24 protein-coding genes and 1 tRNA gene are annotated in these 24241 nt (G+C 54.6%); 6 read left to right on the top strand and 19 right to left on the bottom strand.

What is annotated here, in order from left to right:
• Window positions 1–28: 28 nt before the first annotated feature.
• On the top strand, window positions 29–502 hold the full coding sequence (gene soxR, locus WCL58_RS16725) for a redox-sensitive transcriptional activator SoxR (RefSeq protein ID WP_087762292.1): 474 nt from the start codon (window positions 29–31) through the stop codon (window positions 500–502).
• A gap of 41 nt (window positions 503–543) precedes the next feature.
• Here soxR and WCL58_RS16720 read toward each other — a convergent pair whose 3' ends face one another.
• The 5 genes from WCL58_RS16720 to WCL58_RS16700 form a co-directional block, all read right to left on the bottom strand.
• Window positions 544–1614: a fimbrial protein gene (locus WCL58_RS16720; RefSeq protein WP_087762291.1), complete on the bottom strand. Its 1071-nt coding sequence runs from the start codon at window positions 1612–1614 to the stop codon at window positions 544–546.
• A gap of 18 nt (window positions 1615–1632) precedes the next feature.
• The gene (locus tag WCL58_RS16715; protein WP_336851406.1) at window positions 1633–4125 is read right to left on the bottom strand and encodes a fimbria/pilus outer membrane usher protein; all 2493 of its coding nucleotides are present in this window, start codon (window positions 4123–4125) and stop codon (window positions 1633–1635) included.
• A 15-nt stretch (window positions 4126–4140) separates the two neighbouring features.
• The gene (locus tag WCL58_RS16710; protein WP_060440256.1) at window positions 4141–4836 is read right to left on the bottom strand and encodes a fimbrial biogenesis chaperone; all 696 of its coding nucleotides are present in this window, start codon (window positions 4834–4836) and stop codon (window positions 4141–4143) included.
• A gap of 48 nt (window positions 4837–4884) precedes the next feature.
• The gene (locus WCL58_RS16705) at window positions 4885–5469 is read right to left on the bottom strand and encodes a fimbrial protein (protein ID WP_336851405.1); all 585 of its coding nucleotides are present in this window, start codon (window positions 5467–5469) and stop codon (window positions 4885–4887) included.
• A gap of 181 nt (window positions 5470–5650) precedes the next feature.
• On the bottom strand, window positions 5651–6262 hold the full coding sequence (locus WCL58_RS16700; RefSeq protein WP_060440257.1) for a response regulator transcription factor: 612 nt from the start codon (window positions 6260–6262) through the stop codon (window positions 5651–5653).
• Between the two features lie 403 nt (window positions 6263–6665).
• Here WCL58_RS16700 and WCL58_RS16695 point away from each other — a divergent pair, with 403 nt between their 5' ends.
• Both WCL58_RS16695 and WCL58_RS16690 read left to right on the top strand, forming a co-directional pair.
• Complete coding sequence (locus tag WCL58_RS16695; protein WP_060440258.1) at window positions 6666–7463, top strand: winged helix-turn-helix domain-containing protein; 798 nt, start codon at window positions 6666–6668, stop codon at window positions 7461–7463.
• Entirely contained in the window at window positions 7464–7946 is a 483-nt protein-coding gene (locus tag WCL58_RS16690; protein ID WP_060440259.1) for a hypothetical protein, read from the top strand.
• Between the two features lie 87 nt (window positions 7947–8033).
• Here WCL58_RS16690 and WCL58_RS16685 read toward each other — a convergent pair whose 3' ends face one another.
• Together WCL58_RS16685 and WCL58_RS16680 are read right to left on the bottom strand one after the other, a co-directional pair.
• Window positions 8034–8249, bottom strand: coding sequence for a hypothetical protein (locus WCL58_RS16685; RefSeq protein WP_038875263.1), 216 nt, complete (start codon window positions 8247–8249; stop codon window positions 8034–8036).
• Between the two features lie 228 nt (window positions 8250–8477).
• Window positions 8478–8565 (bottom strand) — tRNA-Ser (locus WCL58_RS16680).
• Window positions 8566–8792: 227 nt separating this feature from the next.
• On the opposite strand from WCL58_RS16680, the gene yccA reads away from it, so the two are divergent.
• Together yccA and tusE are read left to right on the top strand one after the other, a co-directional pair.
• On the top strand, window positions 8793–9452 hold the full coding sequence (gene yccA / locus WCL58_RS16675) for an FtsH protease modulator YccA (protein ID WP_004928091.1): 660 nt from the start codon (window positions 8793–8795) through the stop codon (window positions 9450–9452).
• Window positions 9453–9563: 111 nt separating this feature from the next.
• Window positions 9564–9893, top strand: coding sequence for a sulfurtransferase TusE (gene tusE / locus WCL58_RS16670; RefSeq protein ID WP_070913939.1), 330 nt, complete (start codon window positions 9564–9566; stop codon window positions 9891–9893).
• Window positions 9894–9927: 34 nt separating this feature from the next.
• Here tusE and yccX read toward each other — a convergent pair whose 3' ends face one another.
• From yccX to WCL58_RS16630, 8 genes are all read right to left on the bottom strand, one after another.
• The gene (gene yccX / locus WCL58_RS16665; RefSeq protein ID WP_060419652.1) at window positions 9928–10206 is read right to left on the bottom strand and encodes an acylphosphatase; all 279 of its coding nucleotides are present in this window, start codon (window positions 10204–10206) and stop codon (window positions 9928–9930) included.
• Window positions 10207–10470: 264 nt separating this feature from the next.
• Window positions 10471–10728, bottom strand: coding sequence for a hypothetical protein (locus WCL58_RS16660; RefSeq protein WP_336851404.1), 258 nt, complete (start codon window positions 10726–10728; stop codon window positions 10471–10473).
• Complete coding sequence (locus tag WCL58_RS16655; protein WP_336851403.1) at window positions 10725–11099, bottom strand: hypothetical protein; 375 nt, start codon at window positions 11097–11099, stop codon at window positions 10725–10727. Before WCL58_RS16655 ends, WCL58_RS16660 begins: the two co-directional genes overlap by 4 nt.
• Complete coding sequence (locus WCL58_RS16650) at window positions 11084–11590, bottom strand: lysozyme (protein ID WP_336851446.1); 507 nt, start codon at window positions 11588–11590, stop codon at window positions 11084–11086. Before WCL58_RS16650 ends, WCL58_RS16655 begins: the two co-directional genes overlap by 16 nt.
• Complete coding sequence (locus WCL58_RS16645) at window positions 11583–11816, bottom strand: phage holin (RefSeq protein ID WP_019456264.1); 234 nt, start codon at window positions 11814–11816, stop codon at window positions 11583–11585. Before WCL58_RS16645 ends, WCL58_RS16650 begins: the two co-directional genes overlap by 8 nt.
• 10 nt (window positions 11817–11826) lie before the next feature.
• Complete coding sequence (locus WCL58_RS16640) at window positions 11827–14286, bottom strand: phage tail fiber domain-containing protein (RefSeq protein ID WP_336851402.1); 2460 nt, start codon at window positions 14284–14286, stop codon at window positions 11827–11829.
• Window positions 14287–14301: 15 nt separating this feature from the next.
• A complete protein-coding gene (terL, locus tag WCL58_RS16635) occupies window positions 14302–15912 on the bottom strand; it encodes a phage terminase large subunit (RefSeq protein WP_336851401.1) in 1611 nt (536 codons plus the stop codon).
• Complete coding sequence (locus tag WCL58_RS16630; protein ID WP_336851400.1) at window positions 15909–16250, bottom strand: hypothetical protein; 342 nt, start codon at window positions 16248–16250, stop codon at window positions 15909–15911. Before WCL58_RS16630 ends, terL begins: the two co-directional genes overlap by 4 nt.
• 128 nt (window positions 16251–16378) lie before the next feature.
• Between WCL58_RS16630 and WCL58_RS16625 the strand changes: the two genes are divergently transcribed.
• Window positions 16379–17032 (top strand): hypothetical protein, encoded by a 654-nt coding sequence (locus WCL58_RS16625; RefSeq protein ID WP_336851399.1) that lies wholly within the window; start codon window positions 16379–16381, stop codon window positions 17030–17032.
• Between the two features lie 217 nt (window positions 17033–17249).
• Here WCL58_RS16625 and WCL58_RS16620 read toward each other — a convergent pair whose 3' ends face one another.
• From WCL58_RS16620 to WCL58_RS16605, 4 genes are read right to left on the bottom strand one after another with little or no spacing between them, the layout of a single operon-like run.
• The gene (locus WCL58_RS16620) at window positions 17250–19724 is read right to left on the bottom strand and encodes a hypothetical protein (RefSeq protein ID WP_336851398.1); all 2475 of its coding nucleotides are present in this window, start codon (window positions 19722–19724) and stop codon (window positions 17250–17252) included.
• A 4-nt stretch (window positions 19725–19728) separates the two neighbouring features.
• Complete coding sequence (locus WCL58_RS16615) at window positions 19729–21192, bottom strand: hypothetical protein (RefSeq protein ID WP_336851397.1); 1464 nt, start codon at window positions 21190–21192, stop codon at window positions 19729–19731.
• The gene (locus WCL58_RS16610; protein ID WP_336851396.1) at window positions 21189–23714 is read right to left on the bottom strand and encodes a hypothetical protein; all 2526 of its coding nucleotides are present in this window, start codon (window positions 23712–23714) and stop codon (window positions 21189–21191) included. Before WCL58_RS16610 ends, WCL58_RS16615 begins: the two co-directional genes overlap by 4 nt.
• Window positions 23714–24241, bottom strand: a complete 528-nt coding sequence (locus WCL58_RS16605) for a hypothetical protein (protein ID WP_336851395.1) — start codon at window positions 24239–24241, stop codon at window positions 23714–23716. Before WCL58_RS16605 ends, WCL58_RS16610 begins: the two co-directional genes overlap by 1 nt.

Here is a 24241-nt window from a genome sequence, read left to right as displayed (position 1 = left end):
AACTTGAGGTCAAGCTGAGGAACGTGGAATGGCAAGAAATGAACCGATTGACACCTATCGGCTATTGACCGTGGGGGAAGTGGCGAAGCGCAGCGGCGTGGCGGTATCCGCGCTGCACTTTTACGAAAGCAAGGGGCTGATTCAGGCAACGCGCAACGCCGGTAATCAGCGTCGCTACACGCCGGTGGTGTTGCGCTACATCGCGGTGATCAAAATCGCGCAAAGCGCGGGCATTCCGCTGGAGGAGATCCGCGCCACGCTGGGCCGCTTTCCTGCCGGCAGCAAGCTGACCGCCGAACAATGGGGAATTTTGTCCTCCGCCTGGCGCAAAACGCTGGATGAGCGCATTCAGCGGCTGACGGTGCTGCGCGACCATCTCGACAGCTGCATCGGCTGCGGCTGCCTGTCGCTCACCGACTGCCCGCTGCGCAACCCAAACGATATTTTGGGCCAACAGGGCGCCGGCGCACATATTTTCGAACGCATGACGGAACACCGGTGAGCGAAACAGGTTGCGCACCGGTTATTCCGAGCCCGAACCTCTCAGGGATAGATGATGTTCAACGTGGCCGAGGTGTTGATTTCCCCCTGCGTGACGCCATCGCGCTGATAAGGGTAATAATAAGCCCCCATGCCGATGATGAAGTGACTGTTCAGGCTGCCGCCGGCGGCGACGTGAAACAGTGAGGTGGCGCTGCCGCGATCGACGTTGGAAGGCGACAGTACCACCGGCGAACTCGGCATGTCGCGCTTGACCAGGCGCAGCCCCACCCCTTGCGCCCCGCCAGCATTGGCATTGGTCAACACGCTGGCGTCGGAGGCCAGCAGGTTATTGCTGGACAGGAACATCTCAACGGCGCGATCGGCGATGCCTTCCTGCTGCATGTTCTGGCAGCTGATGTTCAGCGAGAACGGCGTGTAGCCGGGTTGGTTGTTACTCAGCACCTGCGCCACGCCCATTTTGGGCAATCTGACCGTCAGGCCGGCGTTGTCGAAACGGCAGGTGGTGGTTTTCGGCGCGTACTTGATGTTCATCGGCTGGCCATACATATCGCGATCGTCATAAGGCCAATTGCCGGTAAGCAACCAAGTGAGCAGTTTCCCCACCTGCTCCAGCAGCCAAAACGGTAACTCCAGTATGCCGATGCCGGTCACGTCACTCACCATTAAAGCATCATCGAGCATCAGTGTATCGCCCGGTACCACCCGCCCATCCTTAGGCTTTTGCACCAGAGAATAACGAATGGTCATCGGGGAATTTAATTCTGAAGCAGAGTGTTCCCCTCTCCCCCTCAACGTTCTGTCACTTATCTTGTTGGTGATTTCTGCGCGGACCCACTGTTGGCCATCGTTAAAACCGAAAATCGCGGCCTGCGAGTCTTTCGTCGGAAGTTTGATGGTGTAGGAAAAGTTGCTTTTGGACTTGCTGCAGTTAAAGGTTCCGGTGTACTGGGTATTGTATTGCGCCTCCCATACCGGCGTATTGGCGCTCAGCTTATCGGAAAGATCGACGAAAATCGGCGACGCAAACTCCACCCCCTTGCCATAGCAGGAAGCATAGCTATAGCCGCTGAACAGCCCAGACAGCAGCAGCAAAAAAATCAGCCTGATCATAGGTTCGGTTATCCTGTATTAGCGGCAAACGCCGGGCGACGCGTCGAGCGCCAGAGTCGGTTTGGCGATGCGGCAACGGCCGTCGCGCAGTTGCACCGTCAACGCCGTCGGCGGCTGTTCGGCGCGCAGGTACAGCACGCTGGCCTGGCCGACAAAGCCTATCGATCGGCCGTTTTCATCCAGCACTTCGGCACCGAACGGCAGCGGTGCGCCATCGGCACGCTGCGCTCGCAGCTGGAATGGCCGACGTGGGTCAGTCTCGAATTTCAGGTAGCTGACCGCACCGTAGTACGGCACGTGGTTGGCAACGTTGCCGCTGATTTCCGCCCCGCTGCTGTGGCCGGTATCCGACAGCGTGACCGAATTTTGCCGGTACGGCGTAGCATAAGGCACCAGCGCCAGGCCCTGCGCGTTGGTCACAATGCTTTCGTCGCCGTTGACCATCAGCCCTTCGGCCTGCGGCGCTTCGACCACCGTCATGGTGTTGCCGATTTCGTTCGACGCCAGCATATGCCAGGGGATCGCCACCAGGCTGCCGCGCGCGCTGAGGCCGCTCTGGCGATAGTCGTTGCCTTCGCTGTAGGAGACGCCGAGCGTCGAGAGGCGGGTGCGATAGGCCGCATTGAGGCCGGCCATGTTGTCTCCGCCACTGCGATTGCTGCCGCTCAGCGAGTAGCTCAGGCGGTTGGATTCCAGCGCGTTGCCGCTCAGGCTGACCGTGCTTTGCTGATAGTGAGAGTCCGTCGCCGACAGGCCGGTGCTGAGATAAGCGTTGTTGTCGAACACCGACAGCGGCAGGCTGAACGACAGGTAATAACGCGTTTCTTCCTCACGCTGGCTATTACGCACCCGACTGGCGGAAACGGAGTAGCTGACGCGCCCCAGATTGTTGGAGTATCCCAGCTGGTATTCGCGGCTTTTCGCGTTGGCCGTCCAGTAATCGCGCTGGGAACCGGAGAAGAACAGCGTGCCCCACCCTTCGTTAAGACGCTGGTTCAGGTTAAGCGTAAAGGTATTTTTCGGCCGGGCGGAACGCAGCGCGTCCCAGGTGTTCATATCCAGTTCGGACACGCCCTCCTCGTCGCGCCAGCGGTCAAACTGCCGTTCCAGTTGGCGGTAGCCGTCATTGGAGTAAATGGCGTCGGTAAAGCTGTAGTAACCGCGGGTGGAGTAACGGTAGGCCGCCAGCGTGAAGTTGGTCGCGGTGACGTCGAGGAATTTACTGTAGGCAATACGGAAACTTTGCCCGCTTTCACGGCGATTTTTCAGGCGGGTATCGGCATGCGTCAGGTCGATGGACACCGCCCCTATCGGCAGGTTCCAGCCACTGCCGAGCAGCCAGGCCTGATAGTCGTCGCTCAAAATGCTGCCGGCATAACCGGTCACCAGGTTGTTGAAACCGTAATGCAGGGTACCCTGCACAAAGCCGGGATCGTAATCGGTATTGCTTTCGTTCACCTTGCCGGCCAGCACGCTGTATTGGCTGACACCCTGTTTCAACATGTTGGGTACGGCGGAAAACGGCACGCTGAACGACTGTTCGCGCCCATCCGCCTCTTTGACCGTCACCCACAGATCGCCCGCCGAGCCGGTCGGCTGAATGCTGTCGAGGGTAAAGGCGCCCGGCGGCACGTTCTCCTGGTAGATCACGTTGCCGTTCTGCATCACTTTCACCAGGGCGTTGGTTTGCGCCACGCCCCGCACGACCGGTGAAAAGCCCTGCTGCGAGTTGGGGCGCATGCTGATATCCGACGCCAGCGCCACCCCGCGGATGCGTATCGAGTCGAACAGATCCCCCGGCGAATAAAAATCACCGGCGGTCAGGTTGGATTTGATGTCGGCGAAGCCGCGCTGTAGGTAGCGCGTGTTGTTCTGCCAGTGGCTCCCCCGTCCGCTGCCGTGGCGAAAGCTGCTGCTGTCGCGAAATTGCCAGCCGGCCAGATTGATCCCGGATTCCAACCCGGTATAAAAATCGTCATTGTTGCTGTGATTGCCGTCGCCGCGCGCCTCGGCGTGGTAGTACGTCGCGTTGTAAGCCAGCGTCAATGCGGAGATGCCGCGATTCCAGAAGGCCGGATCCACGTATCCCGCCTCCGACCGGTTGACCCGCGCCTGCGGCACCGTCAGCCGCAGGCTCAGCGCACTGACGTCCATATCGAACCGCCCACCCTGTACCAGCGTGGCGATCGACAGCGTCGTCAACGGTGCCTGGGGCCTCGGCAGCTGACTCAGATCGATGCCCAGCCGCTGCGCATCCTGGTAGTCGATTTGGATATCGTCGCGTTGTGTGCCAAACAGCAGCGCATAGCGCCCTTTCCAGTCATGGTTGACATACACATCGATCTCCTGTCGGCCGGCAGGCATGTCATTATTGAGGTAAAAACGCGAGAGATCGGAATCGCGTGATTCGCCGGCCAACAGCGAAGTGTCGAACGTCACCGCCCAGGCCGTATCCGGCAACAAGAATGAAGAGGCGGTCAGCAGCGAGAGGACTTTTTTATTCAGCTTCATTGTTGTTCTTTCAGGTTAGTGTGCGGTGATGGCTTTAGACTTGTAAGCCCCCAGATCGTCGATATACATCAGGTCATAACGGACGTTTTTACTGACCGATCGTTTGCTGGCAGCAAACTGGGAGGAAAACGGCGCGACCATCAGCGAATCAACCAGCAGATGCTTGTCCGTACCCTGGCCGATATTCGCTACCGTGATGAAATACGGGCTGTTGTTGATGACGTTGAACCCTTTGCCATTGGCTTGCAGCGTCAGTTTTTCCATCGCGTTTTCTACGCCGCGGGTTAGCGTCTGCGGGCGGTAGAACAGCTTGATGCGTGACTTGATCGCCAACTGCAGCGTATTGGTGCCCTGGAGGTTTTCCGGCGTCGGCGGGATATCCAGCACGTTGAGATAGAACACCGATTCGCGATCCGCCGCCAATGCGGCGCCGACTTTCTGAATGCGCAGCTGCTGCCCGCTGTTGCCGTTCACTTTCACCACCGGCGGCGACAGCAAAAACGGCACGTTGGCGGTTTCCGGGGTGGAATTGATATCGCCGTCGTCGATCCAGGCCTGGACCAGTGAGGGATCGGCGCCGTTATTCAGCAGTTGGACAATCACATCCTTGTTGTTTGCCGGGTAGATCACCCGCGTCCCGTTAACCACCACATTGGCCTGGGCACCAACGGAACCGAGCAACAACGCCGCTATCATCATGTATTTTTTCATCGTTCCCCCGGGTGGCCAGGCCCATCAAGGGCCTGGCTGTCAGCGCGATTACAGGTAAGAAATGGTGTAAGTCACGTTGGAGCTCAGAGCGCCCACTTTTGCCGCTTCGGCGTTGGTTTTGTAGTAGTACGCGTCCAACGTCAGGGTTTCTGAATCCGGTGCCGCTTTGTCGCCCATGATGTCGGTGACATAAGGCACGTTCAGCTGGATGGGGGTGGAAGAACCGGTTTCCGCCAGAGAAAAGCCCACGTTCTTCGCGACGAAAGCGTCGTTCTCGTTGACCGAGTTGTTCAGCAAATATTTGCCGTCGGTGGAGATGTTATCCGCCGAGGAGAAGTAGATTTTCAGCGGAGTGCCTGCGGTACCGGCCGCCGGCGAACAGCCGGAGAAGGTCAGCGAGAAGGACTTCTTGTTCTTGGTGATTGGCCCAACGGTGTTACCCGCGTCAGTCACCGAGATCGGGCTCAGCGCTACGGTGAAATCCGCGCTCTTGCCGCCGTTAATCGTACAGGTGGTGTCGGTAATGGCGCCGCTAAAGTTAATGACGCCACCGGCGGAATTGTCTTCAGCAAAAGCCACTGGCGCAGCGACCGCAGCCGCCATGATTGCAACAGAAAGCATCTTCTTCATCATGAGATAAAACTCCATAACAGTTTGGTTTGAGAGAATAAATAAAAAACGGCCGCTGCCGGCGGGATGAAATAATCCCTCCCCGTAATACAGAGGCAAAAGGGTGAACACATTCCTGTTTTTATAAAATCAAGCCATCGAGTTATTCGTCAGCCGGTAATGCAAATGGTGAACATAACGATTTCTAGATAACCTCCGAGAAACCGGATGAAATCTCCAATAAGTTGTGCACTCGATTTTTCAATCCCATTTTGCGTAATGCACTGCATTTCTGCGTGCTGACCGTTTTTACGCTTTTATCAAGAATTCGGGAAACCTGAGTCACCGTATAGCCGAAGGAAAGCAAATGGAGCGTTTCCACCTCACTTTCCGTCAGGCGGTTTTTCGTATTGCGAACCGTTCCGCCCTCAACGTCTCCATTTAATGCAGAGCACTGCGTGACCTTATCCACCAGAAAAGAAAACTCTTTACTCATACCGGGGATACTGATTTTTTTATCGAGCACAACCACATCACGCGAGACGGAACGGAATAAAAGACGGCGTTTCTCTTCCGTCGTCAAAAAAACCTTTACGCCATGAATAGCAGACAATAATGTCATCGCCATGCTAAAGCGCAGCATGCTTTTTACCGCATCATCGACGATCAGAATATCGTGGCAATTACGCCCCATAGCCAAAGGCAGATCGTCGTAGTAGGCAATAACGTGATCTTTATGAAAAATCCTTGGCATCAATATTCTTTTTATCGCCTCTCTGAAAAAGATGTTTTCAGATACGATACCGATACTGAGCATACTTCCTCCATCCATGGCTAAGGATAACGGCGATACCTTGCACTAAATACCCGCCGTCTTCTTGGAAAATTCGCATTGCCGTTCGGGAGCAAACAATAAGCGACTGGCACGTAAACCGGTGCCGTAAAACACTAAGATAATTCTGCATCAAACCATTAACAACAGGAACATTATTTTTATTAACGTAAATTTTAATTATTATAATCTATAAAATATTGCATTTTCAGAATTTAACACCAAAAAAGACCGGCAAGAGGGTAATTCACCGCACATTCCTTTCGCCGGAAAAATAAAAAAAGACCTGAATTATTTATGTTTTCCGTCCGGAACCTTGACCTCTCCGAAGTTTCACTAAATACTAGCCGCGAACTGGAAGCCTATATCATTATAAAAACCTGAATACATGAAATATATTATCGACCTCTGCGTTATCTATGACGCAAACGCGTGTCGTCTCCAACTCATTGACAATGATGAGTCATCGATACGGATATCCAACCCGGCTTCACGCCTGTTAATTGAAATGCTGACTCATCCGAATATCCCATTGAAACGTGAGATGTTGATAAAAAAGGTATGGGAAGAGTATGGTTTTTCAGGCTCATCGATCAGCCTCAATGTGGCCGTCAGTGAAATAAGGAAAGCATTCAAACTGCTGGGGAGAGAAACCTCCCCCATAAAGACCCTGGCGAAAGTCGGCTTTTGCTTTACCGCCATGATTGATATTTATCCATCACCGCAGACAACCGTGAACGAAACGCCGCCCTCTTCCACATCAGAGCCGCTTTCGCCTCCCCAGCCGGTTGCCGGATCTCATATCACGTCACCGCAGAAGAAGGTAAAGATTAGCGCTATTGCCGCTATCTGCGGCGTATTTATTCCGCTGTTGTTCATCGCGGCCTTCTATCCTATTGAACCGCCCGATCAACCGAGAGAAAAGTTAGTTCCGCTAGGAAAAAAAGACCGCTGCACCTTGTATTCTCTGGATGCGGACAAGCATATTGATGACAATCTGGAAAAAAGCATGGTTAACCAAGCGTTAGAGAGCAGCGGCGTCGATTGCATCAACAGCAAGGCGGATATCTATTTCTCCTCCGTAAAGCACACGTTGACTTATAACACCTTTCTCGGTGTGTGTTATCTCAGTGCGCAAGATCAATATACCCAGTGTGTCACCTACAAAATTCTCAACGGAAAATAAATGGCCGCATTGCACAATCCCAAAATACTGATTATCGGATTTTTGGCGGTGATCCTCTTCATTGTCCTGTTTCGCGTTTTAACACCCGCCGCACCTGTGCATATGAATTGCCAGGCCGATACGATAACTAAAAAACGATTAGCTTCAGGCGATGACCTGGAATTAAAAGTGACGGGCAGTTTATTCATCTATGACGAACACCATGCCATGATCGTGCAGCGCGGGGACATTACCGTAAGAGGAAAAACCTACAGCCTGGATAGAAAAATAAACTTAGATATAAGGAGGTTAGCTCACGGGTTTTACATGACTACCCACCGAGAAATCAGCAAAACCCCCGACGACAACGCACCGGACGAACTGACCAAAGAAATCCCCATGATCTCTCTCGGCATTAAGAACGGCGTTTTTTCGATGCGTAAAGTTCGGCAGGATGCGTACATCGTTCATGGCGTGCTTTTCCCGGTCACGCTATGCCGTTAACGTGAAAACAAAATGTAATGGAGAGGCAGAAACAGTACAAAGGGCGCGTTTATGGCAAACACGCCCCAGATACCGATTGGGGAGGGACTATTTTACCGACATATCCGTGCGGACGATGCCGTGATTCTTCATCACCTCTTCCATGGTGAGGTTCTCATCATACGGCTTATCGTCCACCACGACGTCTTGCGGGCGCACATAGGGTTTGGTCGCGCGTTTGAACATCCACCACCACACGAACACCAGGAAAGCGCCGGACTTCAAAAATATCATGGTCCATAGGGCGACTTGATACCAGTTCATCTCTGTCTCCATAAGAGCATTAAGCGAAATTGATAAGGTGGCGTTGATTATCACCCCGGCGGCGCCTGGCAGCAGCAGGCATCCGGGCAGCCAACCTTGATGACCGCATAATCTCACCGATGCGTGGCCCTTATCAATAGCCGATCGCGTTTCCTGCAAAAGCGCCCCAGTTTCTGAGCACGCAAAAGCAAAAAACCCCGTGCTCAGAGAGCACGGGGTCAGAATGTATGGCGGAGGAGCAGAGATTCGAACTCTGGAACGGTTTCCCGTCGACGGTTTTCAAGACCGTTGCCTTCAGCCACTCGGCCACCCCTCCGCAACGACGCGCACTATAAACAGACCTCATTCGCTTGTAAAGCCCAAGCGCGTTCAACCGCGCGAAAAATCGGCGAAGGCGCAGCAAACGGCGAACAAACGCGCACCTCCCCCCCGCTGTTGCCGTAATGATAACTAAGGGTAAAGATTGGTAAACAAACTTTAATCAAGCGCTTGCGCTGCCTATTATCGGGATTATTTTGTGATGGCTTGATAAGAGAGAGCATTATGGACCGCATTGTCGTCTCATCTTCTTCGCGCGACTCGCTGCTCAGCACGCATAAAGTCCTGCGCAACACCTATTTCCTGTTATCCCTGACCCTGGCCTTCTCAGCCCTGACCGCAACCGCCAGCACGATGCTGGGTCTGCCGGCTCCGGGTCTGCTGCTGATGCTGGTCGGTTTCTATGGCCTGATGTTCCTGACCCATAAACTGGCCAACAGCCCGGCGGGCATTCTGGCGGCGTTCGCGCTGACCGGTTTCATGGGATACGCCCTTGGCCCAATCCTCAGCTCGTTCCTGAACGCCGGCGCGGGCGACCTGATCATGCTGGCGCTGGGCGGTACCGCAGCCGTCTTCTTCTGCTGCTCGGCGTACGTGCTGACCACCCGTAAAGACATGTCGTTCCTGTCCGGCATGATGATGGCCGGTTTTGTGGTGCTGCTGGTGGCGGTGATCGCCAACCTGTTCCTGCAGATCCCTGCCCTGCACCTGGCTATCAGCGCGCTGTTCATCCTGTTCTCTGCCGGCGCGATCCTGTGGGAAACCAGCAACATCATTCACGGCGGCGAGACCAACTACATTCGCGCCACCGTTAGCCTGTACGTGTCGCTTTACAACATGTTCATCAGCCTGTTGAGCATTCTGGGCTTCGCCCGCAGCAACTGATCGCACATAACTCATGCCTTCATGGCCCCGCTCCGGCGGGGCTTTGTTTTTTGCGGCCGAAAAAATTTGCTAAACTGGCGGCCGTTCCGAATTATCCGTTATCGAGGCAGTATGTTGGAGTTTGAAGGTCGGGTTATCGACACTGACGCGCAGGGCTATCTGAAAAACAGCGCCGACTGGCATGAAGGACTGGCGCCACTGCTGGCGGCACAGGAAGAGATCGTGCTCACCGAAGCACACTGGGAAGTGGTGCGCTTCGTGCGCGACTTCTATCAGGAATTTAACACCTCACCGGCGATTCGCATGCTGGTCAAGGCCATTGCGCAAAAATACGGCGAAGAAAAAGGCAACAGCCGCTATCTGTATCGCCTGTTCCCGAAGGGGCCGGCTAAACAAGCCACCAAGATCGCCGGATTGCCGAAACCGGTAAAATGCATCTGACCGCTCCGCCCGCAGCGCCGCTGCAGTCCGGCATTCAATAGCGAATGCCAAACCCGGCGTAATCGACCACGCCCTGCGGCTCCACCAGCACGCGTTCGACGCGCGCGCTGCGCGGGCCGCCCTGTTTCAACCACGCCACCAGCTTGTCCACCTGCGCCTGCGTGCCGCAGGCCACCACCTGAACGCTGCCGTCATCAAGGTTGCGCGCATAGCCGGTCACCCCCAGCGCCTCGGCCTGCCGCTGTGTGGAATAGCGGAACCCGACCCCCTGCACCACGCCATACACATACGCAGCTATGCAAACTTGTGTCATAATCGCCCCCTTATTCAGTTTTCGTTATGGCATTGCCGTGCTTTTGCACCGCCGTGTCACTCTTTTTCTCCTAGCTGGCAGCATTATTAATTATGACCGTACGCCTGTTTCTCGCCAAAAGAAGCAGATAACCCAACAAATAAAATAAAAATCAAATTGTTACCATAAAAACAGCTTAATTAACACACTACATCACACCACAAAAAACGACATTTTCAGTCACTATCAATCAATAACTTACCGCGAATAGTGACCTGTAGAATTCTACTTACACGCCTCATTCGCTGCCAGTAATTCCCGCTCATACCCTATCCGCTGATGACGCTCAGCCCGCAATGCTCTCATCTGCGTATCGATCGGTGCGCCGAGCTGCAACTGGTCAACAGCAAACGCCGGACGCGCAACGTCTGCCGTTTTGCATGGCACGGCCACCGGCACTTTCACCTCGACATATGACGGCGCCGGTGACGCTCCAGAGCAGCCGCCCAATGCCAGGGCGGAAACCAAGATCAGATTTTTCATTGCGCACGCTCCCGTCGCAGTTCAGCGTCAAAGGCCGCCGACGCCGCGGCGCACAAATCGCCTGTGGTTCGCTCGGCCATAACTGCGTTAGCCCTCTCATAATCGCCCTGCGCCTCTCTGTGGGCTTTTTCCTGCTCTGCCTTTGCCTTGGCTTCCAGCTCACCCTGTTTACGCTGCAGCGCCTCAATGCCAGCGTTTTGGCTGGCGATCGCCGCCGCCTGTTGCTTATTACTGGCTTTGCACTGCGTCAGCGCCTCGTTGAGGCGGTCAATCGTCGGCTGATAGTGACGACCAGCCAGCCAGGCGCCAGCGCCTACAATGGCCGCCAGAGCCAGCAAAATCACCACCACAGACGTTATTTTGCCAGGCATAGAGCTCGCTCCTTGTCACGGCGGATCGCCAAACCGTTGAGCTTTACGCCGCCGGCATATACCCAGCGCGGGAACTGATCGCAGGCGGCCTCAGTATCACCCTGGCGGAACAGCCGGAACATCGTCGATTTCTGCATCGTCGAGCAACCGGCATTAAACGTGATGCTCACCGCCGCGTCGAAGGCACCCTGCTGCAATTTTTCACCGGCGGCATAGTTGGTAACGCAACGCTCTGCCGCCAGGATGTTCTTTTGCCAATCCGCGGCGATCTGCTGATCAGTTTTGCGCGCGCCTGGTTTAACGCCGTGCGTGTTGCCAATGCCATCCGTCCACACATCAGCCGGGCATTTGTACGGGTCGCGGCGGCATCCATCGGCATTGCCGATCAGCTCAAGCCCTGCGCGGCTGGTTTTTACCTCACCGCTCGAAAGCACCAGGCCGATGATTACCGCGACAGAACAGATCGCGCCGGCGGCGCCAGTCTTATTCAACTTGCTCACTAGCAACCCTCCCCAAGCGTTCTCGGCGTCGATCCTCACGAATCTTGAAATAAAGGTTCATCAGCCAGGTAAGAAATGCGAAAAACAGCCCGCCCAGCACGCCGATCGCTGCCCATTGCTCTGGAGAGTACCCATCCAGAAGTTGGGTAAACCAAAACGCGGCGCCACCACCGGAGGCGCCATAAGAAATACCTGTCGTGATTTTTTCCATTTTCATACCCCACCCCTTAGGGATGAACAATCGATGATTCAATTTTTGATACACGGTCGGCCAGCGATATTTGCTTTGAAATAACCGCTCTTATCATCCATAGAGCAAGCTCATCCTTTCTAAATGAATAAACACCGCCAGCTGGAATATATTCCTGAATTATTTCGCTGCCTGCCTCCACAGCATCTGAAACAATAACCTGATGCTCGGGAATTTCAGGTTCAATTGTAACCCCGTCGTCGTTTACAACAGCTGCGCGCGCAGGGACTGTTTCATAAACAGCGGGCGTTGCATCCCATGTTCTAATTACCTCTTCTTGCTCTGGCCATGAGTCGTAGCAAAAACATGAGTAATCAGTCCAATCAAGACCATACCGGCCAATAACCTCTATTGCAGCTTGTACTGTTGGTCCGGAGTGAAGACGCGCGTCATCACCCTCTATTGCATATTTGGATAGCCACTGCCACACCCACGGTAAGTTAGATATTTCATAAAAAGCATCTAATTCAGATTGTGTTGGTTGACGCGGTAAGGTTTTATGCGTTGCATCTGATGTATTGATAGATCCATTAACGGCATATACCTGTGTCCACTTTTGCGCCCCATTGCCGCAAGACATTGAGCTATCACTTCCTGGACTAAAGGTTGAAGGGGACACAAACACGCGCCCTAAGGTGCTATTTGTCGTATTGTTTGCGTTTAAATACAAAGTCCCAGCCGGATTGTAGGCCGACAAAACAGTGCCTAATGTATTGAGTACCCATTTCGTCTTGAACCCCTGCAGCCTGCTATTGTCAGCAACAGAGCCAAATCTAAACCCTGATGTATCACCCTCACCATTCACGAACGCCAGCGAGTTAACAAAGCCAGAAGTGCTGCGAGTGCGGATAATGCCAGGATATGAGCCAATCAGCGCCCTATTCGACCAGTTCATATCTAAGATCTGCGGATAGCACAGGCTCAGCTCAGGCTCTGTGAAATTTCCGGTGCTTGAAGCAGATGATGCATTATCAAAGATGAATGATGCGGGGACGCCAAGGCGTGGGGCTACAGGGCAGTCATAGCGCAAAACGCCATTATAACCGCTAAATACGCCCCAACAGTGCCACCAGCTGTCGTCTGTTGATTGCAAATAAACGTCACCTTCGAACGTCATATTTGACATGCTGTAGTCGCATGTGCACTTTGTCATCCCGATGGCGTAAGAGCGCGCGCCACTCGTAGAACCAAAAAAGTTTATATTAAACGAGTTGTTGTAAATATGAGCGCGACCGCCGTTATTAGAAATAACACGTATGCCGTAACCGCCATCAAGAATCTGACACTGGATATTATCCCAGCTGTTGCCATGAAAACTATTATCTCCCAATGTGGTAAGATAAAAAATATTAATATTATTCCTGTCAATTCTCATGTTTCTGAACCGACAGAACTCAGTGAATTGCCCAGCAAGATTGTTATGTAATTTAACACCTACATTAAGAAAACTAATATTTACATTATCAACATATGCAAAGCATGGCCCCTCCAAAAGAATGCCAATCCCTTTCTTATTTGGATTCTCTGCGGTTCCATTTTTGGAAATTATCGTGAGGTTTTTAACTCCGCGCGCCGTATTTGTACCTGAGCCACCGCGCACACTAATAAGCGCATCATCGGCATTCTGCGCATCGAAAATTAATTTCGTGTTATCAATACCTTCGCCATCGATTAGAATACCTGCGTTTCCGTAGTATTCGAAACCGCCAGTATTTAGCTCACCGTTAGCACCACCTTTAAATAGATAGGTTCCAGACGGTACTTTTACAGTTTTGTAACCATTAGCAATGGCGGCAGCAATTGCCTGTTGAAATGCCAATGTGCTTTCTCGCCCCCCTGTAGGGTCGGCGCCAAAATCAAGCACTGTTAACTGCTCGCGCATCTTGTCCTGGAAAGTGCGCGCTACAGCCCCCCAGCCCCATTGAACAAACCAGCCGAAACCACCAACAACGCCCGCGATCATTTTCTCAACGTAGGACTTCATCGAGCGCTTGTTTACAGCATCTAACTCATTTGCAGGATCGGCAAGATTCTCTATGCGATAGCCCTTAGCATTGAAAGGGCCGCCGAGCAGTGGCCGAGTTAATGCCAACCCCCAGTAAATAAATGCCTGCTGAATAGCCATCCATAAGCGGTCGAAATCCTTGTTTACGGTATCGGCCAGCAAATCACCGTTGTCCTGGTAGTCGGTCAGGCGGTAAGTGGGGATCACGCGCTCCAGCATAACGGTAACGCCGTTCGCCGGAGGCGTTAGGAATGAGACCTCGCCGCCATCCACGTTACCAACGCCGGAAACCGTATAGCCGGAGGTGATCACCGATCCATTGAGGGAAACGGCTAAATCACCGGCATTCAGCAGGTAGAACTCGTAGGGGAAAACGGTTGTCAGGCCGTTGGCCGTGTAAATGTTGTATGGGGTCTGGTTAGGTACCGACATAAGGCAGCCTCGGTTTTAATAGTCCACTGCGACCTCATGATCGCCATCTGTTGGCTGCCAATCTTCCCGCCCCTGAGCGGTCGGTTTCCCGACCAATTTACCGATGCGCACCGGCGTTTCGCTGATTGCCCCCGCACCAGAGTCGATAAAGTCGTCCGGCTGATTGGTTACCGCCGGGTTGAAATCTCGCATTTGGTCGTAAGCCGGCCCGTCGAGCACAGCGCTATGAGCCCACAGGAAGCGTGACGACAGCGGCGCCTCAAACGCGTCGAGGATGCGTTTTTGCTTGTTGGTTATGGTGAACTCTTCACGGACACCGCAGCCGGTACCTTTCAGCGCCTGGCGGAGCAGCTTGCCGGCGAAACTGCCGGGCCCGTTAACTTCAACCACTACCTGAGGTATCTGGTACCGGATTACCAGCTCTCGGATCTGCACCACCTGGCCGCCGGTGATTTTGTCGCGTTCGTTGAACTCGGCCAGATCGCCGATCAGCTCCTGGCACACATGCCAATACAGGTGCCCGCGTGAGTCGGTCAGCACCAGAGAAAAGGCGCTGGCATCCGCTTTTGCTTTGCCGGTGGCCACGTCCCACCAGGCGACAGCGCCAACAATCTGCTGGCTGCCCAGCCACATCGAGGCGGTGCGGTTCGCGTACCGGATTTCCGGCTGCACGTTGTACTCGCGGATGCGTTCAGGGTCGAGGCGTGATTCGCCGATCGGTTTGCTGTGAAGCTGGTACTGACTGTCCCATTCGTTGACCGTGCGCGTTTCCTGCCGGCGCTTCTCCATCTCGGCCGGCGTAAACCGCTCTGGCCATGCACATTCGGCGTAGCAGTCCACCGTCGTTCCTGGCGGCTCAGCGAAGGTGATACCTGTGGCCGTCAGCTGATAATCGACGCCCTCGGCGAGCAGACGCGCGCCGATGTGGATGCCGACAAAGACGTATTCCGGCCGGAACGGCAGCGCGTAGCTGCGCACCGTCGACTGTTTTTCATCGATGCGGTGCTCTTTCTCGAAAAGCTTGATGGTCAGGCAGTCGGCGCCCATGGCTTCGACCTCATCGTATAGGCTGTCGTGGGTGTGCGGCGTGCCGATGAACAGCTTACGGCCGCCGGGGACGAGGATGTGTGTTTGCTCGCCGAGGCGGTAGCGCAGTTTTTCGCGCGCCTCCGGCGTCTGGATGTTTCGCGGGACTTCGACGTCATCGTTTTGGCACTCGTCGGCGCGGGCCGATGTGACGTTCGACAGAATGCCTTTTGCGTACATGCTGCCGTTACGCATATCCAGTGAGCCGTTCACCCACCACTGCTCGACGGTTCCCTGCCCGTCCGGCAGCATGCCGCGCGTCAGCGGGTGATTGCGCAGCACGTTCTGCGTGTCGCGGCTGGTTTTGTACGCCGTGCCGTCGGCCTCTGACTGGTGCAGGATTCGGTATTGGCGATTCTGGTAATACCGCCAGGCGTTGTACACCGCAAGAATGGTAGATTTACCGAAGCCACGGAAACAGCGAAGCACCGCGAGATCGCCGCGGTGCTCGAGCCAGTGGCAGGCGCGGTAATGGCAGTCGGGAACATCCCACCCCATCCGCTCCGCCCACATGATGAAAAAGGCGACGAACGAAATCATTTTTTCCGCTGCTGGATACGGTCGAGAACTTCCTGCGCCGCGCGCTCAGCGGCGGATACCTGCTGCCCAAGGAGAAACGCCTCGTCGTCTGGCTCGTCGCCGTTTTTCGGCGTTCCGCCGCGCGTGTGCATGCCGATCAGCGAATGCACCTTCACCAGCAGTGTGAGCGACGCCGCCGCGTTCTTCTTGCACCAGTAGCGATCGCCGCGCTCCTGCTTCGTGTGTTTGTCGAGTGGTTTGTCGGCGCCCGGCCAGGTATCCGGATCGGCTTCCTCGAGCACGACGTCGGTTAACTTGTCGCTCAGCGCGGTAAGGCGGGTTTTGTAATCGTTGTGCATAAAAAAGCCCCATGGTTGTCATGGGGCTATGATGTGGCGGGTGGTTGGTCGGTTTCCTGACTATTGATTGATTGCCTAGTCAAGAAGAATTACATTTATAAGAACGACTAAACTAGCTAGGAAGCAGTATGGAAATTTTTTTTATCGTGGTTGGCGTCGTGGCAGTGATAATTTTTATCATCAGCCAGAACCGCACCAAAGTCTCCGACAGAACCGTTGTCACCCACAACAGAACAATAAAAACCGACGATGGGGAGATCCGCGTACAGCGCACACAGGTTATGGATAGCACTTCAACTCAGTACCACAAGCCTGGGGCTGCAAATGTAACCGACAAAACAGAATATGACCTGCAAGCTATTAATGATTACTACAAGCAGAAGGCCAGCATAGAAACACAGAAAAAAATTGTCGCAGATGAAAAACCCGTGATTGATGTTCAACCAGTACTGGTCAATAAGCCAAAAGAAATTCCCAGTAACACTGATAGGTTTATGACAGAACGAGGCAAGGCTTCCAGCATTTCCGAAGATAAGAAGCAGTGTACAAGATGTAGAATAAACTTGCCGTATAATAAATTCAGCAAATCTAGCAAACATCCCGACGGTTTAACAATATGGTGCACAGATTGTCTTAGGGGAGAAAAGAACACCAAGCACATGAAATGGTGCCCTATGTGCAAGGTTCGTCGGAAAAGAACTAGTTTCTACCCAAATAACTCAAATGCAGATGGTTTAATGGCATGGTGTAAAACTTGTTGGGATAAGCACAAGGGGAGATAAAAATTAGCCCGCACACAGCGGGCTCTGATATTAGTCAGGAGAAAAATACATCAGTTTTCCAGTCGCAATACTCCCGACTAGCAATATCGCGTGTATTATGAACACAAACCAACACAACGCTTTGGCCTGATCGTTCAGTATGAACCTAAAGTGATCCACAGCAAGTAGAACGCCAGATACAGCGAATATAACAATCAACGTAACCAAGGTACCCCCATTACTGAGGCAGCCTATCCTGAGGTCGCCACCAGTAGGTCTGATTGAACTCTTTGCGTGAGCGTTTCTCCATCCGGCGCAAATAGCCGGGAGAGAAATACTCCTGCATCTGGTTGAATATCATATGATCCAAAACGGCTTTTGTGTACCACAGGTTTTGCCCTGGGATCAGCCCCTTCACAAACTTCACGGTATCGCCGCCAGTTTGTTCTGGTTTTCCCTCTACAGCATTAAGCGGCACGCCCTGTGCCAACTTGATCGCATCATCAACCAATCCGGCCACCGGCCCAAGCATAGAGGCCAGCGCACCGGATCCATAGCGCGTGTGGTCAGACAGCAGAAAATCCCCATACAGCCCCAAACCACCGCCTTTAAGCAGGGCGTTAAGCCAGAATTGCGGCGCCTTTTCGCCAAAGGCTTCACGGGGGTTTTTACCCGCGATCAGGTCGCTAATCTGTTGAGACATAGCCCCCAAAATCGTCGTGCTAGCCAAGAACGTCGCGAGGTAAGCGGCGCGTCCGCCAGCCGATGGCATTCCCATAGCACGTGACCAATGGCGCATCATCACTGATATCGGGAAGGATTTGAACAGGAAAAGGCTGCGCCAAAGCTCCCCTGAAACAGTGCCTCGCTGCATGCCCGCGCCTGCGATCATGCGCTCCCGCGCACCAGGCGAGATCACTGCCATGTCAACCTCTTCGGAAACCGTGGCGAGAAGCTTGCGCATCGCCTCGAACTTCACGCGCTCCGGGTTACCAAATGCCTCGAGTTTTTCATTTGGAATACGCATGATACTTTCCGGGGTGAGCATGGTTGCATTACCGTTCCCCCAATCCTCTTGTTCAGCCAAACGCCAGATGCTCCAGTCGCTTTCGGTAATCCCTTTGCTTTTGAGGATCCGGCCATCATCGGCAGCAATTTTCCCAAGGCTTCCATGCTGGCGCACCAAATTACCCACCCCTCCCATCATGGTGACGCCATAGGCGCGTTTATGGGCATCCGACCAGGCAGATAGACCGCTGGCGCGCATAACCGCGTTGGCCGTCCAGCGTGACGCCGACGGGCCCATGTTGTCAGTCGCCCAGCGGTTCACGCTGCCGATCAAGGTTTCCATCGACAGGCCGGCGCCGCGCGCAAGCCGTAACTCTTCTTTGTTCGCCGGATTCATGGCTGCCAACTGGTTACGCAACAGCTGCGCCATGGGAAGATTGTTCACTTTGGCGGTAAGGTACATCGTGCCATTATCCGAAAGTGAAGAGATCAGCGCCGAACCGAGCCGCGTTGCAACAAGCCAGTTTCGGACATTATCCGACCAGCGCGCGATATGTGGGTTCGCGATGGGCTGCGTTTTTCCGGCGACGAAGTTGTAAAGGCTCTCGGTACTGTTGCGCAGACGATTAATGCGCCCTGACCGCTGCGGATTTGCCTTTGCTGTTTCGCTGGTCAGCTGATCCAGCAGAGATCGGAATACGTGATCGGGGTTGGGCCCATAGGTTTCCACGAGCGCGATATCCTTGCTCACGCCATCAATGTGATTTACCAAAATGTCCCACATCGATTTTTCGCCAAAGCGCTGCTGGTATTCGAGGTAGGTTTCGGCATCACGAAAATGAATCTGCCGTTCCGCACTCCCGCGATTTGCGCGAGCGCCGGAAATCCGCATCCCGCTGTCGCCAAGCTTGTTCATCCCACCAGTAGCGATCGTTTTGTAGGCTTCACCCAGGAATGCGGCAAGCTCCGCATCATTCATCATCTCGCCGTTTTCTTTCACATATTTGTTGCGGTCGAGTTTCCCAACAACAAAGCCAACCCATTCATCCTGTGACGCCTTGCCCACCTTCTCCATGGAATGATGCTGCGGCAGCCCCCAATCCTCCAGGAACCCTACATCGCCGCCGGCATCGTTGAAGCGCTGACGCAGCAGTTCTGCGACACGGCGCCACGCTTCGGCGCCTCTTTTCGCCCGCTGATTTCCAGTTTCCTGCCCGCGCATCTCGTAGACCAGATCGCGCACGCCTTGATTGTCCTCGAACAGCTGGAAGAAACGCGGATCGATAGCTTCGAAAAGCTCCTCCAACTGGCTCAGAGCATAATCTCGGGTTGCCTTGGTTCTCGACTCAACAGAAAGAAAATTAGCCTTGCCGTCAGCGTGAAAAGCTATGGTGCGGTTTAGTGCCTCAAGCTTTCCATCCTTGCCTTGGTAGCTGTTGATGTAGTTATCAAGGCGCTGACGCGCGGCAATGGTTAAGGCTATACGCCGCTTTTTCAGTGCGGCCTCTCGCTGCAATTCATCGGCCGCCATCTGCCCGGCGCGCTGCATGCGCTCCGCTTCGCTAAGATTGCGCCATGAGGCGGGATCGTTACGCGCGAGGTTGCGCATATTTTTCTTGATACGCTCTTCAATCCCGTTTATTTCTGCGACGGTAAGTGGTCTCTGTGATGCGGCGGTGATCGCCTGAATGCATTCGTCTCTCATGAAATTATCTCCTCAGGAAGCAGCTCACGGCCACATCAAATAAATTTGCGTCATGCTTGGCATTGGCCACGTCACGATCGGCCTCAGCCATCAGATCGGCAGCCCTTACCACCGTTGTGCTGTCGTCTGGGTTTACGACATGAACTTGCAGATCCGGGTTGTCGGAAATGGCGCGCTGCGCCTCCAGTGTATCGGCCTCAGTTGCGCGGGATTCTTCCCCGCGAATGGCGCGCTCCGCACCCGCAATTTCATCTTGCTGGATCTGCTCTCGCGTTCTGGGTTTCGGTGTGGCGAGGTAATTGGCGCCGGCCACATCGTCGAAACGAACCGCGTCAGTGTCGCGAACTATGGCATCAGGTAATCCCATCGCCCTACGCACCTCTTGCGATGCCAGATCGACGCGCGGGCGCCGCTGAATAAACTCGGCTCCATCCATCAATGAACCGACGTCTACCGGGTGGCCAGCAAGCGCATCAGTCATGGCTTTATCCATTGCGCGGGCATGCGCATTGCGTGATAGGACGCTAACAGGGACGCCAGGCGAAGCCGTAACCTCATAGTTGAGGTGAGAGTTTGAAGTCAGCGCCGCGTCGATCTCTGCCGGCTCTGCACTACGCACTGCCACGCTTTCGCCCCGGCTATTGATAAATCGACCGAGCCCGCCAAAAGCTATGCCGAGCACGGCATCGACCGCCAGCGCCTGGTTATCGAAAACATCGTACTGACGGGCCATATCCTCATAGCCACCGCGTCGGAGGATCTCCGCTGACAAACCGCGCTGCGCCATGCCCATAGCGACGTTGGTGCCAGCTGAATAAAGCAGATCCGGCGCTGCCCGAGCAACAGCACCGGCAGCTGCGCCCGCTGCCGTGCCACCGGTAGTCAGAGCAGCGCCAACTCCTTCAGCTACTGCACCACCAGCACGCAGGCCAAGAGACATAGGAAGCACGGCGCCAAGCGCCGCAGTACCACCAGTAACCAGCGCTTTTTCTACAGTGGTGCCATAATCCACGCCCTCAGCGCGAGACTTCTCGTAATCGGAAAAACCCTGCAAGCCGCCAACTGTTGCCGCGGCTCCGGGCAACCCACCCAACAACGTGCCGGCCGCCGCCTGCCCGCCCACCTCAGCCAGAGAGAAAAGCACCTGACCGGCGGTGCCGGTGGTTCCGGCATCAGGCGTTAATGCTCGCACCTGCTGTTCCGCCAGCTTTCGCTGATTCTTGATGAAACTTTCAGAGGTGTCGTTCACCCCGAACGCATCATTAACAGCCCGTGAGATCGGCGATACAACGGCATCTACGCCTGCCCAGGCAACTTGATCGGCCTGTGTAACCCCGGCGTAAATCCCCTTGAAAGGGGCTGTGAATGCGCCATCAAAAAAATCAGCATCAGAGCGGGCGGAGCCTATCGGGTTTTCTGCTGCATAAGCTAACGCGCGATTACGTTCATCTTGGTTAAAGAAAATCACTGCGGGATCCCTCCATTCCCAAAACGAACCCTGTCAGCATTAATTTGGAGCAATACAGGTTTACCTCTATTGTCCATAAGGTAGCCTGCTCCAAGTTTCACCAAATACTGGCTATCCCCGTTACTTTGCAGGCCATACTGACCAGGAGGTGGTTTAATACCAGCGTCCACAATCTGTGATTTCCATGCGGTATTAATTGCTTTGTCAAACTGCTCTTCGGACATTCCCCATGGCAACAAAATATCCCCTTGTCCGTTATAGTCGTACACTCCGCCGGTAGCGACATTGATCGCCTGCGTCCATGCGGATGCGTCGTATTCTCCAGAAAAGTTACCTTTACGGGCCATCAGGCCCGCGTAATAGTCTTTTGCCACCTCATACGTTTGAGATGCGTTTATTGGATTCCCTGCAAAAGCACGGCCAGCAACAGAATCGAACTCAGGGCGTAAGTCCGAATCCTTCGGTATCTCTATCCCTTTGGTTTTGTTCTCCACCCCGTTCACTTTGGTGGTGATACCGGCCCGAGCATTAGCCCCTTCGATGATTGTTTTTGCCGCATCATCGGGGTTTACCATGGAGTCTGAGATCCATCCTGACTTACCGATCACATTACCGCTCTTACCCATAATCGCGCCCGCAACAGCAGCAGATGGGGCGTAACTGCTAACCTGCTGCAGCGCTGCTGAATACTGCGCACCAGTTCCCAACCCCTGGCGCATAGCATCAAGGTAAGCTACTGACTGCGACGCTGGCGCGGTGCGCAGCATCTCACCAATCTGCGATGCTTCTGCCTTTGAAAATACGGTTAATGGCGTGCCGTAGTGCTGGGCGATCTCCGGGGTGGCGCTGGCGCGGTTGGTAAGGCTGCTGCCGAATGCTTCCGGCGATTGCATATCCAACGGGTTAACCTGGTGCTGACCGGCGGCATAAAGAATGGGATCGGCTTCGCGTACCTTGTTCACGTAATCCACCGCCTTTTGCAAGGTTCCGTATCGCTTAGACGATTCGGCGAAACCTTCGCCGGGTACCGGCTCGCGCGCAATAAGCAGCGCCTGCTGACCGCCCGGGGATAGCTGTTGTACAACCGAAATGTCGCGGCTAAGTTGGCGTGTGTCGAGGTAGCTGGCGTACTCTTTTTGTCCGGCGTCATATCCATAAGCGCGGACAAACTCGCCCTCGCTAAACTCGCGTGGATAGCTCTTGCCCTGGTAGGCGACGGCGTTGAAGTCTTTCAGCTCACTTTCCAGCCCGGCACGATATTCACGCTGCTGTTGGCTTAACTGCCCTTGCGCCATGCTACGCAGTCGCGCCAGCTGTACCGGGTCGAGCTGAGTAACCGCTGTTGCTGCGCCCGCCGCACGCAAATTTCCACCATCTGGCGTGGGTAATGCGGTCATTCCCAATGCAGCCATAGCACCGGTGGTGATCTGCTCTTGCGAATAGGGATTGCTGCCATTTTCGTGTTTGGTGATGCTGGCGCACAGCGCGGTAAGCGTGTTGATATCGGTCAGATCAAGACGTTTATCAGCCGGCACACCGAGAGCCTTAGACACTGCTGCCGTGTAGGCCGCCGTGTCGTTTTCGTTTGGTGGCGCCCACCGCCCGATAATTTGCTCAACAGTGGTGTAACCGCGTTTGTTGTAGGCCAGCAGATTTTTACATAGCGCGCGCAGCCCATGTTCCGGTGTGGCGAACGACGCAAAACGACCATCGCCTTTTACTTCCCCGTCCCAGGTGTTGGCGGTTTTAACCAGATTGCCGGGGTTATTATTGCGAAGCCCTACCGGATCAGAAGCGCCGCCACCGCTGTAGCGCACCGCGCCGCCGACGTCAGAAGGCTCGCCCATCAGTCTAGCGGCCGTGTCGGCATCCGACGCAACCAAGTTTTCCATGGTTTTATATGCGGTTGTTTTAACGTAATTATTTTGTTGTTCGGTTACCTGTTCCGGCGTCCAACCTTGGGCTTTGCCATACTCAGCGATCTGCTGCTGCGCACTACCAACCTCTAACTGATAATTAACGTTGTCACCCCAATAGCTCTGGGCCCGCGTGGAGCTGTTCGCTATGGTCGACTCAAAATTACCCTGCTCCACCTGGCGGCGCTGGCTCAGTTCATGGGTTAATCCTGTGCGCTCGAGTTGAATGCGCTTTGCTATTGCCTGCTGCTGGAACTGCTCGCGCATTTCCTGCGGTAAATCAGCTGCAAGTTTGTTAGCAAAGTCCTCGTACTGGCTGGTGTAGTTTTTGGTCGCACCTTCCGCATTGGTTCCCTGTTGTGCCAGTAAGCCATGGTCAGGATCGTTAACCAGCCCGTTACTGAAATCATCAAGCTGCAGCGTCAGCGCCTGCAGCTGGCTCTGGTTTTCCTGGGCAATTCGGCGCTGCTGATCTTCGGCAACACCGATCCCGACAGTCGCCAGGTGCTGCAATGCATTGGCAGGAGCACCAACGTTCCCAACGTCAATGCGCGTACGCTGCGCCTCCGGCGTCACATTGCCAAAATTTCCGGTGGGTATCCGCATCAGCGCACCCCCATATTCGAGAACATGTTATTCGATGCCGCGGTACCGGTATTTGTCGTGGTTGTTGGATTGGCTTTTTTCCAGCCGGAGTAACCGGTGCCGGCGGCGGAAAGCAGCGAGCCGCCCGCGTTGATATAACTGGACGTCGCCGCATTGCGGCCGCTGAGTCGGTCGGCCTTCGCCTGCGCGTTGTACCGCGCGCCGGTGTTCATGCCGTTCAGGATCGTCGTGTAGGCGTCCTGCTCTGCGTCGCCGGTGATTCCGGATGTGATGCGCAGCGCTGTTCCCTCACCAGTTTCAACGCCAGACGCCGCCAGCGCCGCGTTTGCCTGTGCGGCCTGCTCACGCCCTGCCTTGCGTATTCTGTCAGCCTGTACGCGCGCAGATGCGCGGGCGGACTCTGCATCGGCGTTTGCCTGATCCGCCTGGTAGTTCGCCATTTTCTGCTGCTGAATACCGCCAGCGACAGCGCCGCCGGCAGCCAGCACCGACGAACCGATCACTGCCACCTCTAACCCGGTGCACAT

The organism is Serratia sp. TMDUHS_CL, from assembly GCF_037137105.1.
In the GTDB taxonomy this organism is placed as follows: domain Bacteria; phylum Pseudomonadota; class Gammaproteobacteria; order Enterobacterales; family Enterobacteriaceae; genus Serratia; species Serratia nevei.
The sequence above is the reverse complement of the archived record's forward strand: the minus strand, read 5'-3'. Positions and strand labels throughout refer to the sequence as shown.

What these genes read in the sequence shown, in the direction of transcription:
- WCL58_RS16720 (WP_087762291.1), bottom strand. Translation starts at nt 1,614, where the DNA reads ATGATCAGGCTGATTTTTTTGCTGCTGCTGTCTGGGCTGTTCAGCGGC.
- WCL58_RS16625 (WP_336851399.1), top strand. Translation starts at nt 16,379, where the DNA reads ATGGAAATTTTTTTTATCGTGGTTGGCGTCGTGGCAGTGATAATTTTT.
- tusE (WP_070913939.1), top strand. Translation starts at nt 9,564, where the DNA reads ATGTTGGAGTTTGAAGGTCGGGTTATCGACACTGACGCGCAGGGCTAT.
- WCL58_RS16660 (WP_336851404.1), bottom strand. Translation starts at nt 10,728, where the DNA reads ATGAAAAATCTGATCTTGGTTTCCGCCCTGGCATTGGGCGGCTGCTCT.
- WCL58_RS16690 (WP_060440259.1), top strand. Translation starts at nt 7,464, where the DNA reads ATGGCCGCATTGCACAATCCCAAAATACTGATTATCGGATTTTTGGCG.
- WCL58_RS16645 (WP_019456264.1), bottom strand. Translation starts at nt 11,816, where the DNA reads ATGAAAATGGAAAAAATCACGACAGGTATTTCTTATGGCGCCTCCGGT.
- WCL58_RS16620 (WP_336851398.1), bottom strand. Translation starts at nt 19,724, where the DNA reads ATGAGAGACGAATGCATTCAGGCGATCACCGCCGCATCACAGAGACCA.
- WCL58_RS16700 (WP_060440257.1), bottom strand. Translation starts at nt 6,262, where the DNA reads ATGCTCAGTATCGGTATCGTATCTGAAAACATCTTTTTCAGAGAGGCG.
- WCL58_RS16655 (WP_336851403.1), bottom strand. Translation starts at nt 11,099, where the DNA reads ATGCCTGGCAAAATAACGTCTGTGGTGGTGATTTTGCTGGCTCTGGCG.
- WCL58_RS16685 (WP_038875263.1), bottom strand. Translation starts at nt 8,249, where the DNA reads ATGAACTGGTATCAAGTCGCCCTATGGACCATGATATTTTTGAAGTCC.
- yccX (WP_060419652.1), bottom strand. Translation starts at nt 10,206, where the DNA reads ATGACACAAGTTTGCATAGCTGCGTATGTGTATGGCGTGGTGCAGGGG.
- terL (WP_336851401.1), bottom strand. Translation starts at nt 15,912, where the DNA reads ATGATTTCGTTCGTCGCCTTTTTCATCATGTGGGCGGAGCGGATGGGG.
- yccA (WP_004928091.1), top strand. Translation starts at nt 8,793, where the DNA reads ATGGACCGCATTGTCGTCTCATCTTCTTCGCGCGACTCGCTGCTCAGC.
- WCL58_RS16610 (WP_336851396.1), bottom strand. Translation starts at nt 23,714, where the DNA reads ATGCGGATACCCACCGGAAATTTTGGCAATGTGACGCCGGAGGCGCAG.
- WCL58_RS16605 (WP_336851395.1), bottom strand. Translation starts at nt 24,241, where the DNA reads ATGTGCACCGGGTTAGAGGTGGCAGTGATCGGTTCGTCGGTGCTGGCT.
- soxR (WP_087762292.1), top strand. Translation starts at nt 29, where the DNA reads ATGGCAAGAAATGAACCGATTGACACCTATCGGCTATTGACCGTGGGG.
- WCL58_RS16715 (WP_336851406.1), bottom strand. Translation starts at nt 4,125, where the DNA reads ATGAAGCTGAATAAAAAAGTCCTCTCGCTGCTGACCGCCTCTTCATTC.
- WCL58_RS16705 (WP_336851405.1), bottom strand. Translation starts at nt 5,469, where the DNA reads ATGATGAAGAAGATGCTTTCTGTTGCAATCATGGCGGCTGCGGTCGCT.
- WCL58_RS16695 (WP_060440258.1), top strand. Translation starts at nt 6,666, where the DNA reads ATGAAATATATTATCGACCTCTGCGTTATCTATGACGCAAACGCGTGT.
- WCL58_RS16640 (WP_336851402.1), bottom strand. Translation starts at nt 14,286, where the DNA reads ATGTCGGTACCTAACCAGACCCCATACAACATTTACACGGCCAACGGC.
- WCL58_RS16630 (WP_336851400.1), bottom strand. Translation starts at nt 16,250, where the DNA reads ATGCACAACGATTACAAAACCCGCCTTACCGCGCTGAGCGACAAGTTA.
- WCL58_RS16710 (WP_060440256.1), bottom strand. Translation starts at nt 4,836, where the DNA reads ATGAAAAAATACATGATGATAGCGGCGTTGTTGCTCGGTTCCGTTGGT.